Source organism: Streptomyces sp. NPDC000878, from assembly GCF_053599695.1.
The window spans coordinates 68,814-85,487 of sequence record NZ_JBSFMT010000013.1 but is presented as its reverse complement, the minus strand read 5'-3'; the positions used below and the strand labels follow the sequence as shown (position 1 = coordinate 85,487).

Here is a 16,674-nt window from a genome sequence, read left to right as displayed (position 1 = left end):
CCTCGGGAGCGTGGTGCGCCGCGCGGCACGCATGCGGAACGCGCCTGACGCCGCAGGAGTGCGGGACGCGGTCGCCGACCGCCGCCCCTCAGCCCTCCGGCCCCTCCCGATCTCCGGCCCGCCAGCTTTCCGGCTCTCCGGCTCTGGCGCTCCGGCCCGCCCGCCAACCCTCCGGCTTACCGGCCCTCAGACCAGGAAGTCCCGTCCGATGCTCTCCGCGACCCGTTCCAGGATCGGGCCGGCGTCGGCGATGCACTTGGCGAGGTCCGGTTCGATGTCCGTCAGGGGGTAGGCGCGGCGGATTCCGGCGCGGCCCAGGGCTTCCGGGCGCAGGGCGAGGCGGCCGCAGACCGCGACGACCTCGCGGCCCTCGGCCCGGGCCGCCGCGGCGACGCCCGCCGGGGCCTTGCCGTGCAGGGTCTGCTCGTCGAGGGAGCCCTCGCCGGTGATCACCAGCGTGGCGCGGTCCAGGGCGGGGCCGAAGCCGAGGACGTCGAGCATGACCTCGATGCCGGGCCGGAACCGGGCGCCGAGGATCAGGGCGCCGTAGCCGATGCCGCCGGCGGCGCCCGCACCCGGGGCGGAGGCGTACTCGGCGGCCTTCGGGCCGATCGCCGCCTCCAGGATCTTCGCGTAGTGCGCGAGGGCCGCGTCCAGGGCGGCCACGTCGTCCGGGGAGGCGCCCTTCTGCGGGCCGTACACCGCGGGCGCGCCCTTCGGCCCGGTCAGCGGGTTGTCCACGTCGCTGGCCAGCACGAAGTCGACGTCCGCGAGGCGGGTGTCGAGGTCCGAGAGGTCGGCCGTGGCGAGGCCCTCAAGGCCGCCGCCCCCGGGCGGCAGCGGCTCGCCGTCGGCGTCCAGGAAGCGGGCGCCGAGCGCGGACAGCATGCCCGCGCCGCCGTCGGTGGTGGCGCTGCCGCCGACCCCGAAGACGATCGTGCGCGCGCCCGCGTCCAGCGCGGCCCGCAGCAGTTCTCCGGAGCCGTACGTCGATGCCGTGAGCGGTGCGAACACGCCCGCGGGCAGCCGCTGGAGCCCGCTCGCCTCCGCCATCTCCACCACGGCGGTGTCGTCGCGCAGCGCGAACGCGGCCGTCACCTCGTGCCCGAGCGGGCCCGCGACCCGTACCTCACGCCGTTCGAATCCGGCGGCGACCGCGGCGTCCACGGTCCCGTCGCCGCCGTCGGCCACGGGCAGCGACTCGACCTCGACATGGGGGGCGGCCTTGCGCAGCCCGGCGGTCACCCGCTCGGCGACCTCCACGGCCGTCAGCGACCCCTTGAACTTGTCGGCGGCGATCAGCACCCGGGCCACCCGCACACCCGTCGCCCTCGCCGTACCCGCCGTACCCGCCGTACCCGAAGCGTCCGCCACCCTGCACATCCCTTGCTTTCCGGCCCCGTCAACGTCAGGGCAGTCGCGCCGCTGCGACCTTAACCGCAGGAGGCACGCCCCGTCATGCCTTCCCGGCCGCCCACAGTCAGGGCACAGCCGGCGACCGCACATGGTGGTAGACCGGGAGCCATGACCCATGCAGGCACCGAGCCCGACCTCGCGGACCGCGTTCTCGGGGGCTGGCTGGGCCGGATCGCGGGCAACATGCTCGGCAAGCCGGTCGAGCGGGGCGACTACTGGACGCGCGACCGCATCGACCGCTATCTCCGGCTCACCGACGCCCTGCCGCTCACCGACTATCTGCCCGAGCCGCCGCCCGGAGCCGAGAACGACGGTTTCGAACTGCGCCGCGAGTGGCGTGAGTGCGTACGCGGCCGGATCCACGGCAGCTGCCGTGACGACGACGTCGACTACGCGATCCTCGGCCTGGACCTGCTGGAGACGCACGGCTTCGACTTCAGCACCGAGCAGGTCGGCGAACTGTGGCTGCTGCGGCTGCCGTTCCTCCAGACGTTCACGGCGGAACGGGCCGCCTACCGCAACCTCGCGACCGGTCTCAAGCCACCGCTGACGGCCACGCACGACAACCCGTACCAGGAGTGGATCGGCGCCCTGATCCGCGCCGACATCTACGGCTGGACCTGTCCGGACGCCCCGCAGCGCGCCGCCTACCTGGCCCGCAGGGACGCCGTCCTCTCCCACACGGGCAACGGCGTGTACGGGGCGATGTTCGCGGCGGCACTGATCTCGGCGGCGTTCACGGCACCCAGCGTGCGGCACGCCCTGGATACGGCCCTGACGGTGATCCCGGCGAGCAGCCGCCTGGCCCGTACGGTACGCAGGGTCATGGCCCTGCACGAGACCCGGCTGACCTGGGAGGACACGCTCACCACGGTCGCCGCGGAGACCTCCGGCCTCGGCTGGATCCACACGGTCCCGAACGTCGCCGTCCTCACCGCCGGGCTCCTGTACGGCGACGGCGACTTCACCCGCACGATCACGCTGACCGTCCGGGGCGGTCTGGACACCGACTCGAACGGCGCGACGGCGGGCTCGGTGGCCGGTGTGCTGTGCGGCGCGGAGGCGATCCCGAGCCAGTGGAAGGACCCGCTGGAGGACACCGTACGCAGCGCGGTGTTCGGTTTCGACGGGGTGCGGATCAGTGAACTGGCGGCGCGAACCGTGCGGTTGGGGCACCCGCAGGTGTGACGGAACCCCGACGGACGGCGGTCCGCCATCTCCGCTGGTTACGCTTCCGGGATGACCATTCAAGACTTCGCCACATACATCGCCGGCCTGCCCCGCGTCCTGGCCGGAGCCGCCGCGCTCTTCCGTGACGCCGACGGACGGATCCTGCTCGTCGAGCCCAACTACCGTGAGGGCTGGGCCCTGCCGGGCGGCACGATCGAGTCGGACGACGGGGAGACTCCACGGCAGGGCGCGCGCCGGGAGACCCTGGAGGAGATCGGTCTCGACCGGGAGCTGGGCCGGCTTCTGGCCGTCGACTGGGTCCACATCCCGGGCCACATGCCGCTGGTGGCGTACCTGTACGACGGCGGCGTCCTCGACGAGGCCGAGTTCAAGTCGATCAGACTGCAGGAGGAGGAGCTGCTGTCCTGGCGGCTGGTGGCACGCGAGGACCTCGGCGAGTACCTCCAGGGCTCCCTGGGCCGACGGGTGCTGCACGCCCTCGACGTCCTGGCGGAGGGCACGGGAACGGTGGAGCTGGAGAACGGCGACCGGGTGGCCTGACCACCGTCCGGACCGGGGTTCAGCCCTGAACGTCCGGCGGCTTCACATCGTCCCCCGCACGCAACGCGTCGTCGCGCTCGGCGACCCGGGCCTCCGTCCGGTGGCCGCGCGCGATGTAGTCCCGCACGACGAGCTCGACGGCGTCCTGCGGGTTCCCGACGCCCGCGAGCACCATGACTTCGACGACGAGTTCGGCGTCGAGCGCTACGGAGACCTTGGCTGCCATGGGCGGACATTAACACCGGGCGCCTGTTCGTACAGAGGTACGGCGGCCACGGTCACGCTCCCCGCGAGAGGCCTCGGGCTGTTAACCGGTCGCCGCCCCGAACCCCGCGACCTACCCTCGGCACATGACCAAGCCCCTCGTCGCCGTCCTCAGCGGCGCCGGAATCTCGACCGACTCCGGTATCCCCGACTACCGCGGCCCCAACGGCCTGTGGCGGCGCGACCCCGAGGCCGAGAAGCTCGTGACGTACGAGTACTACATGGGCGATCCCGAGATCCGGCGCCGTTCCTGGCAGATGCGGCGACAGAACCGGACCCTCCGGGCCGAGCCCAATGCCGCGCACCTGGCCGTGGCCGAGCTGGAGCGGGCCGGGGTGCCCGTGCGGGTGATCACGCAGAACGTGGACGGGCTGCACCAGCTCGCCGGGATGCCGGCCCGCAAGGTGCTCGAACTGCACGGCACCGCACGGGAGTTCGTGTGCACCGAGTGTCATGCGCGCGGGCCGATGGAGGACGCCCTCGCCCGGGTCGACGCCGGGGAGGACGACCCCGCCTGTCTCAGCTGCGGCGGGATCCTGAAGTCGGCGACCGTCATGTTCGGTCAGCGGCTCGACCCGGTCGTCCTCGGTGACGCCCTCGCCATCACCAAGGCCTGCCAGGTGTTCATCGCCGTCGGGACGAGCCTCCAGGTCCAGCCCGCCGCCGGGCTCGCCGGTGTCGCCGCCGACCACGGCGCCCGGCTCGTCATCGTCAACGCCGAGCCGACCCCGTACGACGACCGGGCCGACGAGGTCGTACGGGAGTCGATCGGCACGGCGCTGCCCCAACTGCTGCGCGAGCTGAGGGAGTCGGCGGTCTAGGCACCCGGACTCACGGACTCACGGACTAGAAGAGCGCCGCACCTCGCTCGAAGTCCAGCAGCCGCTGCTTCCGCTCCAGCCCGCCCCCGTACCCGGTGAGACCACCGTCCGCGCCGACCACCCGGTGGCAGGGCACGATGATGCCGACCGGGTTCCTGCCGTTGGCGAGGCCCACGGCACGGGAGGCCTTCGGATTGCCGAGGGCGTCGGCGAGTTCGCCGTACGAGCGGGTCTCGCCGTAAGGGATACAGCACAGCTGCTCCCACACGCTGCGCTGGAACTCCGTTCCCGACAGCCGGAGTTCCAGGGTGAACTCCTTCAACTCACCCTCGAAATAGGCCTTCAGCTGGTCGACCGTCTCCCCGAAAGGCGTGTCGTCGCGTGCGCCGAAGTTCTCCTCGGGCGGGCGGTGACGCTGGTCGACCATGTAGAGGCCGCAGAGGACTCCGTCGTCGGCGACGAGAGTGAGGGGGCCGTACTGGCTGTCGATGACCGTGTGCTGTTTCATGGGGATTCCCTGCTGTCCTCAATGTCGATATGCGGGAATGTCGTTATACGGGCAGGAAGTTGATCGGGTGACTGTCCGTCGCCCACAAATACTGGACCGCGTACGCCCGCCACGGCCGCCAGGCCGCCGCGCGTGCGGTGAGCGCGGCCGGCGTCGACGGGAGGCCCAACTCCTGGGCCGCGCGCCGGATTCCGAGGTCCGTGGGGAGGAACGCGTCGGGGTCGCCGAGGGCACGCATCGCGATGACGTCGACCGTCCAGGGGCCGAAGCCGGGGAGGGCGAGGAGCCGGGCCCGGGCCTCCGGCCAGTCGCTCTCGACGCCCAAGTGGAGCGTCCCGTCGGCGAGTTGGGCGACGAGTGTGGTGAAGGTGGCCCGGCGGGTGCGGGGCATGGCCAGGGACTCGGGGTCGAGGGCGGCCAGAGCCTGTGGCGTCGGGAAGAGGTGGGTCAGGCCGCCCTCCGGATCGTCGACCGGGTCGCCGTACGCCGTGACGAGACGGGCCGCGTGGGTCCGGGCGGCGGCCGTGGAGACCTGCTGGCCGAGCACGGCCCGTACGGCGAACTCCGCCTCGTCGACCGTGCGCGGTACGCGCCGACCCGGGGCCTTCGCGACGAGTGGCGCCAGCACCGGATCCGTACGCAACTGCTCGTCGACCGCGACCGGATCGGCGTCCAGGTCGAGCATCCGGCGGCAGCGGCTGCTGGCGACGGGCAGGTCGCGCAGGTCGCTGAGGGTGAGGCGGCACGCGATGTGGTCGGACTTCGGGGTGAGCGCGGCGATGCCGTGTCCGTACGGGAGGCGCAGGGTCCGGCGGTAGGCGCCGTCACGCCATTCCTCCACGCCGGGTACGGCGGTCGCGGCGAGGTGGCCGAAGAGGTTGTCGGGGTTGAGCGGGGCGCGGAAGGGGAGGCGGAGGTTCAGGGCGGCCGGGGTGCCAACGACCGTACTCGCGCCGCCGGTTGTCTGCGTGCGTGTCTTCGGGAGGCGGGCGCGGAGTTCGCTCGGGGAGAGGGCGAAGACCTCGCGGACGGTGTCGTTGAAGGTGCGGATCGAGGCGAAGCCCGCCGCGAAGGCGATCTCCGCCATGGGCAGCACTGTCGTCTCGACGAGGAGCCGCGCGGTCTGGGCGCGCTGGGCACGGGCGAGGGCGAGCGGGCCCGCGCCCAGTTCGGCGAGGAGCTGCCGTTCGATCTGGCGGGTGCTGTAACCGAGGCGGGCGGCCAGGCCGGGCACGCCCTCGCGGTCCACGATGCCGTCGCCGATCAGCCGCATCGCGCGGGCCACGAGGTCGGCCCGCTGGTTCCACTCCGGTGAGCCGGGGCTGGTGTCCGGGCGGCACCGCTTGCAGGCCCGGAAGCCCGCCTGCTGACAGGCCGCCGCGCTCGGATAGAAGGTCATGTTCTCGGGCTTGGGCGGCACGACCGGGCAGCTGGGCCGGCAGTAGATCCGGGTGGTCAGGACCGCAGTGAAGAACCAGCCGTCGAACCGCGCGTCCTTGGACTGGACGGCACGTACGCAGTGCTCGGTGTCGGTGTGCATCGCGTTCCGCATACGTCCAGCATCGGCGATGGGCCGGGCCGGGGCTGGCGGGAATCCGACATCAAGGTGGCGTGTCCAGGGGCGTTCCGGATCACCTTCCCTGCTTGACCGCATCTCTCCACGCGGCCTCCCGCAGCAGCCGCAGCCCGTTGAGGCCGACGAGGACGGTCGAGCCCTCGTGACCCGCGACGCCGAGCGGAAGCGGCAATGTACCGATCAGGTCCCAGGCGACGAGGCCCGCGATGAACACTCCGGCGATCACCAGATTCTGCACGACCAGGCGTCCGGCGTGCCGGGAGAGCGCGATCACGGCGGGCACGGTGGTGAGGTCGTCGCGCACGATCACCGCGTCCGCGGTCTCCAGCGCGAGGTCGGAGCCCGCCCGCCCCATGGCCACGCCGGTGTGGGCGGCGGCCAGCGCCGGTGCGTCGTTGACACCGTCCCCGACGACCATGACCCTGCGCCCGGCCGCCTCCAACTCCCTTACCGCGCCCAGCTTCTGCTGGGGAAGCAGCCCGGCCCGCACGTCCTCGATCCCGACCTCGGCGGCCAGTCGAGCTGCGGCACGCGGGTTGTCGCCGGTCAGCAACACGGGTGCGGTGCCGGTGAGTTCGGTGAGCGAGCTGACGGTGGCGGCGGCACCGGGACGGAGCCGGTCGGCGAGGCCGAGGACTCCGACCGGCACATTGTCGGCGACGACGAGGACGGCCGTACGACCGGACGCCTCGACCTCCTTGACCAGCAGCCGAGTTGCCGAACCGTCCGGCACCCCGGCACCGTCCAGCAGCCGCCCTGGCGCCCCCACCGCGACCACGCACCCGTCCACGGCAGCCGTCACGCCCACTCCCGGCGTCGAGTCGAAATCCTCCGCCACGGACAGCACGAGCCCTCGCTCCCGCGCCGCCTCCACCACGGCCCGGGCCAGCGGGTGTTCGCTCGGGTGCTCGGCAGCCGCCGCGAGCGCCAGCAGGTCGTCCTCGCCCAGGTCCGATCCGGGCAGCGGCCGTACGTCCGTCAGCCTCGGCGTGCCCTCGGTGAGGGTGCCGGTCTTGTCGAGGGCGACGGCGTCGACCTGTCCGAGACGTTCCATCACCACCGCCGACTTGACCAGGACTCCGTGCCGCCCGGCGTTGGCGATCGCCGAGAGCAACGGCGGCATGGTGGCGAGCACGACCGCGCAGGGCGAGGCCACGATCATGAAGGTCATGGCGCGCAGCAGGGCATCGGTGAGGTCCGTACCGAAAGCGAGCGGTACGGCGAACACGGCGAGGGTCGCGGCGACCATGCCCAGCGAGTAGCGCTGCTCGACCTTCTCGATGAACAGCTGGGTGGGAGCCTTGGTCTCGGACGCTTCCTCGACCAGGCGTACGATCCGGGCGATCACCGAGTCGGAGGCGTCGCGCTCGACCCGTACGCGCAGGGCACCGGTGCCGTTGAGGGTGCCCGCGAAGACCTCGCCGCCCGGCTCCTTCGGAGCGGGCAGCGGTTCGCCGGTGATCGTCGCCTGGTCGACCTCGCTCGCGCCGTCCAGTACGCGCCCATCGGCCCCGACGCGTTCTCCGGGGCGTACGAGGATGGTGTCGCCGACGGTCAACTCGTCGACGGGGAGGGTCAGTTCGTGGCCGTCGGGGTCCACCCGAGTCGCCGTGGCGGGGGCCAGGTCGAGGAGGCCCCGTACCGAGTCGGCGGTGCGGGCGGTGGCGAGGGCCTCCAAGGCGCCGGAGGTCGCGAAGATGACGATCAGCAGGGCACCGTCCATGACCTGGCCGATCGCTGCGGCGCCCAGCGCGGCGACGATCATCAGCAGGTCGACGTCCAGGGTCCGTTCCCGCAGCGCCTTCAGGCCTTCCCAACCGGGCTCCCAGCCGCCGGTGACGTACGCCAGCGCGTAGAGCACGCCCCAGGTCCAGGCAGGCGCGTCGGCCAGCTGCAGGGGCAGAGCGAGCAGGAACAGGGCCGTGGCCGCTGCGGCCCAGCGGGCCTCCGGGAGCGCGAGGACGCCGGTGCGGCGGCGGGGTGCGGTGGACGAGGGGGCGACCGGGGAGAGGGGCGAGGACGGGGGTGGGGGCGAGGCGAGGGTGGCAGACACGGAAAGCACCATACAGGAACACATGAACACTCATTCATTCGTTCATATGCGATGGGTAAGATATGGCCATGGGTCATGGAGCCGTCGTCACCGCGCAGGACGCCGCCGAGCGCGTACGCCTCGACGCGGACAATGTCGCGAAGGTGGCCACCACGCTCCATGCCCTGTCCACGCCCTCCCGCCTGCTGATCCTGGCGCGACTGCGCGAAGGTCCGCTCCCGGCGACGGAGTTGGCGGCCGAGGTGGGCATGGAGCAGTCCGCGTGCTCGCACCAACTGCGGCTGCTGCGCAACCTGGGCCTGGTCGTCGGAGAGCGGCGCGGCCGTTCGGTCGTGTACGCGCTGCACGACCACCATGTCGCCGAGCTTCTCGACCAGGCGGTCTACCACGTGGAGCATCTGCGGCTGGGCCTCAGCGACACTGACGGCGACGCCGAGACCGGCAACGCCGGGTAACTCCCCCGGCAGGCCGCTCCCCCGACTGTCCGCTCAGGCGCGGCCCTTCGCCGCGTCGTAGCTCTCCCGCGCCCGCTCCACCTGACTCAGCCGCTCGTTGGTCCAGAGCGCCAGGGCGCGGACCTGTTCGGCGGCCTCGTGGCCCAACTCCGTGAGGGAGTAGCCGACATGGGGCGGGATCACCGGCTTGACGTCACGGTTGACCAGACCGTCGCGCTCCAGGTTCTGCAGGGTCTGCGCGAGCATCTTCTCGGTCACCGGGCCGACGGACTCGGTGGAGTCGATGGCGCGGCGCAGTTCGGCGAAGCGGTGCGGGCTCTCCAGGAGGCGGATGAGCACGAGGACGCCCCAGCGGCTGGTGACGTGCTCCATGGTCAGTCGCTGCGGGCACAGGGCCTTGGCGCCGACCGCCGTCGTGCCGCCCGCTGTGGTACTAACAGCCATGTCAGTACCGTACTTCAAAGTACGTACTCACGCAGAGTGACCGCAGCTCCTAGGGTTGGCGACAGAGCCGATCACGAGGAGTTGTCCGCACCATGAGCATTGTCGTCACCGGAGCCACCGGGAATCTCGGCCGTCTGGTCGTCGAGGGCCTGCTGGAGAAGGTCCCCGCCGACCGGATCACCGCTGTGGTCCGCAGCAAGGAGAAGGGCACCCGCTTCGAGGCCCTCGGGGTACGGACCGCGATCGCCGACTACAACGTTCCCGAGAGCTTCGAGGGCGTCTTCACCGCGGGTGACAAGGTGCTGCTGATATCCAGCAGCGAGATGACCGCGGACCGCGTGGCCCAGCACCGGGTCGTGATCGACGCCGCCGGGTCCGCCGGGGTCGCGCTGCTCGCGTACACCAGCGCGGCGGGCGGTCACGAGACCCCGCTCGCCGAGGCCCATCGCCGTACGGAGAAGGTGCTGGTGGAGTCCGGTCTGCCGTACGTCCTGCTGCGCAACAACTGGTACAGCGAGATCTTCGTCGACGGAGTGGAGCGGGTGGTGGAACAGCGTGTCCTGGTGCGCGCCGCCGGTGACGGTCGCATCGCCTCCGCCTCCCGCGCCGACTACGCCGCCGGCGCCGTCGCGGTGCTCACCGGCGAGGGTCACGCAAACCGGACGTACGAGCTGGGCGGGGACACCGCCTGGAACTTCCCCGAGTTCACGGCCGAGTTGGGCCGCCAGACCGGCAGGGAGATCGTCTACACGCCGGTCACCGCCGAGGCGTACACCAATCTGCTGATCGGTGCGGGGATGCCCGAGCTGTACGCGTCGATCCTGGCGGGCGCGGACGCGTCCTTCGCCGGCGGTGAACTCGCCGGTACGAGTGGGGAGTTGTCGCGGTTGATCGGGCGCCGGACGACACCGATCGCCGACACGATCACGGCGGCACTGAAGCACTGAGGCGGCGCGGCTCGGGTGAACCGGAGCAGCCTTCAGCTCACCAGAGGTGAATCCCCGCTCCCCTCAACGGAGTTGTGCCGCGAACGCCTCGTAAGCCCCCTCGTCGAAGAGCACGAACCGCACCTCTTCCACGTCGGCCTCCGCTTCCCGTACCGCCGCGACCGCGATCCGTGCCGCGTCCTCCATCGGCCAGCGGTAGACGCCCGTGGAGATCGCGGGGAACGCGACTGTCCGGGCGCCCAGTTCGTCGGCGACGCGCAGAGATTCCCGGTAGCAGGAGGCCAGTTGGTCCGAGCGGTCCGCCGATGCACCCCCGAACACAGGTCCTACCGTGTGGATCACCCAGCGTGCGTCCAGGTCGCCCGCGGTCGTGGCGACCGCCTTGCCTGTCGCCAGGCCCTTGCCGTAGTGCGAAGCTCGCAGGGCTCGGCAGGCAGCAAGGATCTCCGGGCCGCCTCGGCGGTGGATCGCTCCGTCGACTCCTCCCCCGCCCAGGAGTGACGAGTTCGCCGCGTTGACGATCGCGTCGGCACTCTGTCGGGTGATGTCGCCCTTGACGAGCGTGATGGCGGTCATGACTGTCTCAGCCTTCGCCAGACGGCCTTCGCCGCGTTGTGTCCCGACATGCCGTGCACGCCCGGGCCCGGCGGGGTGGCCGACGAGCAGATGAAGACGGCGGGGTGCGGGGTGGCGTACGGGAAGAGGGAGAGCCTGGGGCGCAGCATCAGCTGGAGGCCGCTGGCCGCGCCGGAGCCGATGTCGCCGCCGACGTAGTTGGCGTTGCGGGCGGCCAGTTCGGGCGGGCCGGCGGTGGCGCGCGCGAGGACGCGGTCGCGGAAGCCGGGGGCGAAGCGCTCCAGCTGGCGTTCGATGGCGTCGGTGAGGTCGCCCGTCCAGCCGTTGGGGACGTGGCCGTAGGCCCAGAAGACCTGCTTGCCCTCGGGTGCCCGGGAGGGGTCGGCGACGCTCGGCTGCACGGTGATCAGGAAGGGGGTGTCGGGTGCCCGGTTCTCGCGGGAGGCCGCGCGCAGGGCGATGTCGATCTCGGCGCTGCTCGCGCCGACCTGGACGGTGGTCGCCGTGCGGGCCTCCTTCGCCGTCCAGGGCACCGGGCCGTCCAGCGCGTAGTCGATCTTGAAGACGCCCGCGCCGTAGCGATAGCCCTCGTAGTAGCCGCCGAAGCCCGCGATCCGGGCCAGTGCGGTGGGTGAGGTGTCGAAGACGTACGCCCGTGCGGGTGGCAGATCGTCCAGCCGCTTGACCTCGTAGTCGGTGTGGACGGTGCCACCGAGGTCGGTCAGATAGGCGGTGAGCGCGTCGGAGATCGACTGGGAGCCGCCGCGCGCGACCGGCCAGCCACGCGCGTGTGCGGCCAGGGCGAAGACCAGGCCGACGGCGCCGGTGGCGACCCCGTTGAGGGGGGCCATGACATGGCCGACGAGGCCTGCGAACAGGGCTTTCGCCCGCTCGTCGCGGAAGCGGCGCATCAGCCAGGTCGAGGGGGGCAGGCCGGCCAGGCCGAAGCGGGCGAGGGTGACCGGGTCGCGGGGCAGCGCGGTCAGGGGCAGGGACATGAAGTCGTGGGCCAGGGTGTCCCACCTGCTGAGGAACGGCTCGACCAGCCTGCGGTACGCGCCCGCGTCACGCGGCCCGAAGGAGGCCGCCGTCTCGGCCACGGAACGGGACAGCACCGCTGCCGTGCCGTCCGGGAAGGGGTGGGCCATGGGCAGGTCGGCGTGCAGCCACTCCAGCCCGTACCTGGCCAGCGGCATCGCCCTGAACGCCGGAGAGTTGACGCCGAGCGGGTGCGCCGCCGAGCACGGGTCGTGCCGGAAGCCGGGCAGGGTCAGCTCCTCCGTGCGGGCGCCGCCGCCGACGGTGTCGCGCGCCTCGAAGACGGCCACGGAGAAGCCGCGCCGGGCCAGTTCCACGGCAGCCGTCAGCCCGTTGGGCCCCGCCCCCACCACGACCGCATCGAGCATCGACGACACCTTCGGACTCCTTCGTCAGCCGACGGCCACTTGAGATCAGGATATGCCGGGACACCGACCCTGCCCGGCGCGGGTAACCTCGGCCGGATGACGCGCCGTTTCCGCATCCAGTCGCCCGGCAAGGACGCCGACGACACCGCCTGGTACTGGTTCGAGGTCGAGGACGACGGCTGGGTGCTGCGGCAGGCGGTGTTCGAGGCGGGACTGGAGATCCCGCGCTCCTGCGAGCCCCTGCAGAACGCCGACGGCACCACCTCGGGCGGCGCCTCGATGGCCGCCGCCCAGGCCCAACTGGCCCTGGTGCGCGAGCGGTTCGGGCGCCTGGGCGTCCAGCTCTACCAGACGGTGTACGGGGCGTTCACCGAGGGCGCCGTGGAGGTGCCGCCGGAGGCGGTGGACGTGACGGAATCGGAGTTCGAGCGGGCGTGGTCCACGGCCCTGCGGCATCGGCACCTGAGCCACTACGACACGGGCCCACTGCCGGAGGGCTCCCTGCTCACGGGCATGGTGTGCGCGCTGCCGTGGGGGCCGGGCCGGACGGGACTGTTCGTCGACGTCAACCTGCCGGTGGACGCCTTCGTGGACATCGCGTGGCTGCCCTTCGACCCCGGGGACTGGCCGGTGGTCGGCACCGTGGCCGAGTTCGAGGTCGTCACCCTGCGGTTCAGCTCGGCCCGCCCGCAGATCAGGCTCCGCCCGACAGCACCTCCACCACCCGGTCGGCCGTGGCCGCGTCCCGCGCCGCGGTGAACGGCAGGACGTTGCCGCCGGTTATGCGGAACGGCTCACCCGCCCGGGTCAGGTGGGCGCCACCCGCCTCCTCGACGAGGAGGATGCCCGCGGCGTGGTCCCAGGCGGCCTCCCAGGAGAACGCCGTCGCGTCCAACTCACCCCGGGCTATGGCCAGATACTCCAGGCCCGCCGAGCCGCACGCGCGCGGCTGCACGCCGTCCGTCCACAGGCCGAGGAGGGCACGCTTCTCTTCGTCCGTCGTGTAGTCCGGGTGGGAGGTGGCCACCTGGAGGTCGCGCCCAGGCTCGGGCGAGCCCGCGAGCAGGGGCGCGCCGTCGAGGAAGGCGCCCTGGCCACGGATCGCGGTGGCGAGCTGGTCGCGGGCCGCAGCGAACGTCCACGACGCGCGGACGACGCCACGGTGGGCGAGCGCGACGAGGGTGCAGAAGCCGGGATCGCCGTGCACGAACTGCCGGGTGCCGTCCACGGGGTCGACGATCCAGACCGGTGCGTCGCCCTGTATCACCCCGTACGAGGCGGGGTTGGCGTGCACCGCCTCCTCGCCGACCACGACGGAGCCGGGCAGCAGCTTGGGCAGCACCTCGGTGAGATACAGCTCGGCCTTGCGGTCGGCGTCCGTCACCAGGTCGTGCGGGCCACTCTTCTGGTCGACCTCGTGGGCGGCGAGTTGACGGAAGCGGGGCATGATCTCGGTGGCCGCCGCCTGGCGGACCGCTTCCTCGACGTCGGACGCGTGCCGTGCGAGAAACTCTTCGATGGTTTCGGTGTCTCCGATCATGCCTCCATGAGAGCACGCGCCACTGACAATCCCCGCCGGGCCGGTGGACATGGGATGGAATCGCCCTGAACACCGGGATTCGGACATCAGCGCCCTACGGCGTACCCCTGCATCCCCCGAGGATTGGCCGCCGCCGACAGAACTCCCGTCTCGGGGTCCCGCGCGACCGCGCAGAGCCGCCCCTCGGACCACTCGGCACCGACCGTCACGTCGTGCCCCCGGCGGCGCAGCTCCTCGACCACCCCGCCCGGCATCCGGGCCTCCACGGTGACGCTCCCGGGGAGCATCCCGCGCGGGTAGAAGGAGCCCGGGAAGCTGTCGTTGTGCCAGTTCGGGACGTCGATCGCGCCCTGGAGGTCCAGGCCGCCGCGTACCTTCGGGCGCAGGGCGACCGCGAGGAAGAAGTGCAGCTGCCACTGGTCCTGCTGGTCCCCGCCGGGCGTACCGAACGCCAGCACCGGCACCCCGTCGCGCAGCGCGATCGAGGGCGTGAGGGTGGTCCGGGGACGGCGGCCCGGGGTGAGGGAGTTCGGCAGGCCCTCCTCCAGCCAGGTCATCTGGAGCCGGGTGCCGAGCGGGAAGCCCAGCTCGGGCACGACGGGGTTGGACTGGAGCCAGCCGCCACTGGGCGTGGCCGCGACCATGTTGCCCCAGCGGTCGACGACGTCGAGATGGCAGGTGTCGCCCCGGGTACGGCCGTCGGCGGCGACATCGGGTTCCCCCGGCACCGGCGAGGCCGGAAACTTGGCCCCGGTGGGCTCCCCGACACCAAGCGGCCCACCGAGCGCGACCGTCGGCTCCCCGGCACCCAGAGCGCTGAACCCGGGCTCGTCCGTGGCCACCACGCGCGCGTGTGCGCACAGCTGCGGGCTGCGACCGCCGGGGCTGCCGGGCCGCAGCTCGTACGAGGCCTTGTCGCCGACGAGGGTCCGCCGGGCGGCGTTGTAGGCGTCGGACAGCAGTTCGTCGAGGGGCACGTCGGCCCCGCCGGACGCGTCCCCGTACCAGGCCTCGCGGTCGGCCATGGCGAGCTTGCAGCCCTCGATCAGCAGATGGACGTAGTCGGCGGACTCGTACGCGGGCAGCTCAGGCGGGAGGAGCGCGAGCTGCTGGAGGAAGGCGGGGCCCTGGCTCCAGGGGCCGGCCTTGCAGAGGGTCCAGCCCTGCCAGTCGTACGTCGCCGGGGCCTCGTAGGTCGCGGACCAGGAGGCGAGGTCGGTGGCGGTCAGGGTGCCGGTGTGGTGCTCGCCGCTGGTGTCGAGGGTGGGCCGCGCGGACTGCCGTACCAGCGCCTCGGCGATGAAGCCGGTGCGCCACACCTCCCGTGCCGCCTCGATCTGGGCGATGCGGTCCCCCGCCCCGGCGACCTCGGCGAGCAGGCGCTTCCAGGTGGCGGCCAGGGCGGGATTGCGGAACAGCTCGCCGGGCCGGGGCGGCTGTCCGCCGGGCAGGTACACGTCCGCGGACGAGGTCCACTCCGTCTCGAACAGTTCCCGTACGGTCTCGACGGTCGCGCCGATGTTCTCCACGGGCGCGTGCCCGTCCTCGGCGTACCCGATGGCGTACTTCAGGACGTCGGCGAGCGGCTTGGTGCCGTGGTCGCGGAGCAGGAGCATCCAGGCGTCGAAGGCACCGGGCACGGCGGCGGCGAGAGGTCCGGTGCCGGGGACCAGGTCGAGCCCCAGCCCCCTGTAGTGCGCGACCGTGGCCCCGGCGGGCGCGACGCCCTGCCCGCACAGCACCCGCACCTCGCCGCCGGCCGGGGCGAGGATGATCGGCACCTCACCACCGGGCCCGTTGAGGTGCGGTTCGACGACATGCAGGACGAAGCCCGCGGCGACGGCGGCGTCGTACGCGTTACCGCCGTCCTCCAGGACGGCCATCGCCGACTGCGAGGCCAGCCAGTGCGTGGAGGACACCATCCCGAAGGTGCCCTGGAGCGTGGGTCGGGTGGTGAACACGGGCGGCTCCTTCACTACGGCACACGATCAGATGATCGTACGTACCTCACACGAACACCGAACACCGAACGCCAGTCACCTATGGGGCATTAGCCAAGATTGATGGCATTGATGCTGAATTAGACGCTGTCGACGCCGATTTGCGCATTCTGACGGACAGTCCGGGCGGCCGATCATGAACGACAGTCATCGCACAGCCACGGAGCGAGTTCTTACTTCCACCCCACAGGCAGTCATGTGACACTGGCGTCCCGTCCGGAGTGCGGACCCCCTCCGCACCGTCCCCCACGAGAAGTGCGCCTTGAGCCTTCCTCTGCCGCTCGCGCTCGTCACACGCCTGGCGCCGGTCGCCGTGCTCGCCACGGCCGGCTGGGCGTTGTCCTCGGGTCCGCTCGCCGCGTCGCCGACCGCCGACGAGCCCAGGTCGGCCGCCGAGGGCGCGTCCTCGTCGCCCACCGCGCCCTCGACCTCGGCGGCCTCGAAGACGTTCACCGCCGCGCCCGCGCCCTGCTCGGCCGTGCCCCCGGGCACGATCAAGTCCCTTGTCCCGGGCGCCAAGGCGGCCGGCAAGGAGATCCCGTCGACTGACACCAACGCCCGCCGTACCTGCTCCTGGAACGCGCTCAAGGGGTACGACTACCGCTGGCTCGACGTGTCGTTCGAGCTGTCCGACACGGACGCGGCGGCGGAGAAGACGTACCAGGACCGCCTGACCGAGAAGAGCGGTGGCGGTGAGGTGCCGGGTCTCGGTGACGCCGCCTACTCCGTCGTGAACCTCACCACCGAGGACAAGCAGCAGACCCGCGAGGGCGTGGTGCTGGTCCGCGCGTCGAACGCGCTGGTGGTGATCACGTACAACGGCAGTGACTTCGAGTCGAAGAAGGCGCCCAGCACGGATGTGATCAACAAGGGCGCCATCAAGGCCGCCCGGGACGCGGTGGCAGCGCTGGAGGGCGGCCGGTAGAACCGGCCGCCC

General features: G+C 72.0%; 17 protein-coding genes. 7 read left to right on the top strand and 10 right to left on the bottom strand.

From position 1 onward, the window contains the following. Positions 1 to 186: 186 nt before the first annotated feature. Positions 187 to 1,305: a glycerate kinase gene (locus tag ACWDR4_RS14745; RefSeq protein ID WP_450408569.1), complete on the bottom strand. Its 1,119-nt coding sequence runs from the start codon at positions 1,303 to 1,305 to the stop codon at positions 187 to 189. A 219-nt stretch (positions 1,306 to 1,524) separates the two neighbouring features. Here ACWDR4_RS14745 and ACWDR4_RS14740 point away from each other — a divergent pair, with 219 nt between their 5' ends. Further along, on the top strand, positions 1,525 to 2,604 hold the full coding sequence (locus ACWDR4_RS14740) for an ADP-ribosylglycohydrolase family protein (protein WP_450408375.1): 1,080 nt from the start codon (positions 1,525 to 1,527) through the stop codon (positions 2,602 to 2,604). Positions 2,605 to 2,655: 51 nt separating this feature from the next. Then, a complete protein-coding gene (locus tag ACWDR4_RS14735; RefSeq protein WP_450408373.1) occupies positions 2,656 to 3,147 on the top strand; it encodes an NUDIX domain-containing protein in 492 nt (163 codons plus the stop codon). 19 nt (positions 3,148 to 3,166) lie between these two features. On the opposite strand, the gene ACWDR4_RS14730 is transcribed toward ACWDR4_RS14735, so the two are convergent. Beyond that, the gene (locus tag ACWDR4_RS14730) at positions 3,167 to 3,373 is read right to left on the bottom strand and encodes a DUF2191 domain-containing protein (RefSeq protein ID WP_450408371.1); all 207 of its coding nucleotides are present in this window, start codon (positions 3,371 to 3,373) and stop codon (positions 3,167 to 3,169) included. A gap of 124 nt (positions 3,374 to 3,497) precedes the next feature. Between ACWDR4_RS14730 and ACWDR4_RS14725 the strand changes: the two genes are divergently transcribed. Further along, a complete protein-coding gene (locus tag ACWDR4_RS14725) occupies positions 3,498 to 4,232 on the top strand; it encodes an SIR2 family NAD-dependent protein deacylase (RefSeq protein WP_450408369.1) in 735 nt (244 codons plus the stop codon). A 25-nt stretch (positions 4,233 to 4,257) separates the two neighbouring features. Here the strand turns inward: ACWDR4_RS14725 and ACWDR4_RS14720 are convergent, their stop codons facing one another. From ACWDR4_RS14720 to ACWDR4_RS14710, 3 genes are all read right to left on the bottom strand, one after another. After that, positions 4,258 to 4,740 carry a methylated-DNA--[protein]-cysteine S-methyltransferase gene (locus ACWDR4_RS14720; RefSeq protein WP_450408366.1) on the bottom strand — a complete coding sequence of 161 codons (483 nt, stop codon included), beginning with the start codon at positions 4,738 to 4,740 and terminating at the stop codon, positions 4,258 to 4,260. Positions 4,741 to 4,783: 43 nt separating this feature from the next. Then, on the bottom strand, positions 4,784 to 6,280 hold the full coding sequence (locus ACWDR4_RS14715; protein WP_450408566.1) for an AlkA N-terminal domain-containing protein: 1,497 nt from the start codon (positions 6,278 to 6,280) through the stop codon (positions 4,784 to 4,786). A gap of 91 nt (positions 6,281 to 6,371) precedes the next feature. Continuing rightward, on the bottom strand, positions 6,372 to 8,369 hold the full coding sequence (locus ACWDR4_RS14710; protein WP_450408363.1) for a heavy metal translocating P-type ATPase: 1,998 nt from the start codon (positions 8,367 to 8,369) through the stop codon (positions 6,372 to 6,374). A 68-nt stretch (positions 8,370 to 8,437) separates the two neighbouring features. Here ACWDR4_RS14710 and ACWDR4_RS14705 point away from each other — a divergent pair, with 68 nt between their 5' ends. Then, a complete protein-coding gene (locus tag ACWDR4_RS14705) occupies positions 8,438 to 8,824 on the top strand; it encodes an ArsR/SmtB family transcription factor (protein ID WP_450408360.1) in 387 nt (128 codons plus the stop codon). Positions 8,825 to 8,857: 33 nt separating this feature from the next. Here ACWDR4_RS14705 and ACWDR4_RS14700 read toward each other — a convergent pair whose 3' ends face one another. Continuing rightward, on the bottom strand, positions 8,858 to 9,268 hold the full coding sequence (locus ACWDR4_RS14700; RefSeq protein ID WP_450408356.1) for a winged helix-turn-helix transcriptional regulator: 411 nt from the start codon (positions 9,266 to 9,268) through the stop codon (positions 8,858 to 8,860). A gap of 92 nt (positions 9,269 to 9,360) precedes the next feature. Between ACWDR4_RS14700 and ACWDR4_RS14695 the strand changes: the two genes are divergently transcribed. Beyond that, the gene (locus ACWDR4_RS14695) at positions 9,361 to 10,215 is read left to right on the top strand and encodes an SDR family oxidoreductase (RefSeq protein WP_450408353.1); all 855 of its coding nucleotides are present in this window, start codon (positions 9,361 to 9,363) and stop codon (positions 10,213 to 10,215) included. A 63-nt stretch (positions 10,216 to 10,278) separates the two neighbouring features. On the opposite strand, the gene ACWDR4_RS14690 is transcribed toward ACWDR4_RS14695, so the two are convergent. Next, positions 10,279 to 10,791, bottom strand: a complete 513-nt coding sequence (locus ACWDR4_RS14690; RefSeq protein ID WP_450408350.1) for an O-acetyl-ADP-ribose deacetylase — start codon at positions 10,789 to 10,791, stop codon at positions 10,279 to 10,281. Then, a complete protein-coding gene (locus tag ACWDR4_RS14685; RefSeq protein ID WP_450408562.1) occupies positions 10,788 to 12,197 on the bottom strand; it encodes a phytoene desaturase family protein in 1,410 nt (469 codons plus the stop codon). Before ACWDR4_RS14685 ends, ACWDR4_RS14690 begins: the two co-directional genes overlap by 4 nt. A gap of 96 nt (positions 12,198 to 12,293) precedes the next feature. Here ACWDR4_RS14685 and ACWDR4_RS14680 point away from each other — a divergent pair, with 96 nt between their 5' ends. After that, complete coding sequence (locus ACWDR4_RS14680; RefSeq protein WP_450408348.1) at positions 12,294 to 12,956, top strand: hypothetical protein; 663 nt, start codon at positions 12,294 to 12,296, stop codon at positions 12,954 to 12,956. On the opposite strand, the gene ACWDR4_RS14675 is transcribed toward ACWDR4_RS14680, so the two are convergent. Together ACWDR4_RS14675 and ACWDR4_RS14670 are read right to left on the bottom strand one after the other, a co-directional pair. Continuing rightward, positions 12,892 to 13,737, bottom strand: a complete 846-nt coding sequence (locus tag ACWDR4_RS14675) for an inositol monophosphatase family protein (RefSeq protein WP_450408345.1) — start codon at positions 13,735 to 13,737, stop codon at positions 12,892 to 12,894. The two genes, ACWDR4_RS14680 and ACWDR4_RS14675, sit on opposite strands and share 65 nt — an antisense overlap. A gap of 86 nt (positions 13,738 to 13,823) precedes the next feature. After that, entirely contained in the window at positions 13,824 to 15,698 is a 1,875-nt protein-coding gene (locus ACWDR4_RS14670; RefSeq protein WP_450408342.1) for a gamma-glutamyltransferase family protein, read from the bottom strand. A gap of 301 nt (positions 15,699 to 15,999) precedes the next feature. Here ACWDR4_RS14670 and ACWDR4_RS14665 point away from each other — a divergent pair, with 301 nt between their 5' ends. Beyond that, the gene (locus tag ACWDR4_RS14665) at positions 16,000 to 16,662 is read left to right on the top strand and encodes a hypothetical protein (protein WP_450408340.1); all 663 of its coding nucleotides are present in this window, start codon (positions 16,000 to 16,002) and stop codon (positions 16,660 to 16,662) included. Positions 16,663 to 16,674: the final 12 nt, after the last annotated feature.

What these genes read in the sequence shown, in the direction of transcription:
- ACWDR4_RS14715 (WP_450408566.1), bottom strand. Translation starts at nt 6,280, where the DNA reads ATGCACACCGACACCGAGCACTGCGTACGTGCCGTCCAGTCCAAGGAC.
- ACWDR4_RS14730 (WP_450408371.1), bottom strand. Translation starts at nt 3,373, where the DNA reads ATGGCAGCCAAGGTCTCCGTAGCGCTCGACGCCGAACTCGTCGTCGAA.
- ACWDR4_RS14740 (WP_450408375.1), top strand. Translation starts at nt 1,525, where the DNA reads ATGACCCATGCAGGCACCGAGCCCGACCTCGCGGACCGCGTTCTCGGG.
- ACWDR4_RS14695 (WP_450408353.1), top strand. Translation starts at nt 9,361, where the DNA reads ATGAGCATTGTCGTCACCGGAGCCACCGGGAATCTCGGCCGTCTGGTC.
- ACWDR4_RS14675 (WP_450408345.1), bottom strand. Translation starts at nt 13,737, where the DNA reads ATGATCGGAGACACCGAAACCATCGAAGAGTTTCTCGCACGGCACGCG.
- ACWDR4_RS14690 (WP_450408350.1), bottom strand. Translation starts at nt 10,791, where the DNA reads ATGACCGCCATCACGCTCGTCAAGGGCGACATCACCCGACAGAGTGCC.
- ACWDR4_RS14735 (WP_450408373.1), top strand. Translation starts at nt 2,656, where the DNA reads ATGACCATTCAAGACTTCGCCACATACATCGCCGGCCTGCCCCGCGTC.
- ACWDR4_RS14725 (WP_450408369.1), top strand. Translation starts at nt 3,498, where the DNA reads ATGACCAAGCCCCTCGTCGCCGTCCTCAGCGGCGCCGGAATCTCGACC.
- ACWDR4_RS14705 (WP_450408360.1), top strand. Translation starts at nt 8,438, where the DNA reads ATGGGTCATGGAGCCGTCGTCACCGCGCAGGACGCCGCCGAGCGCGTA.
- ACWDR4_RS14680 (WP_450408348.1), top strand. Translation starts at nt 12,294, where the DNA reads ATGACGCGCCGTTTCCGCATCCAGTCGCCCGGCAAGGACGCCGACGAC.
- ACWDR4_RS14720 (WP_450408366.1), bottom strand. Translation starts at nt 4,740, where the DNA reads ATGAAACAGCACACGGTCATCGACAGCCAGTACGGCCCCCTCACTCTC.
- ACWDR4_RS14685 (WP_450408562.1), bottom strand. Translation starts at nt 12,197, where the DNA reads ATGCTCGATGCGGTCGTGGTGGGGGCGGGGCCCAACGGGCTGACGGCT.
- ACWDR4_RS14700 (WP_450408356.1), bottom strand. Translation starts at nt 9,268, where the DNA reads ATGGCTGTTAGTACCACAGCGGGCGGCACGACGGCGGTCGGCGCCAAG.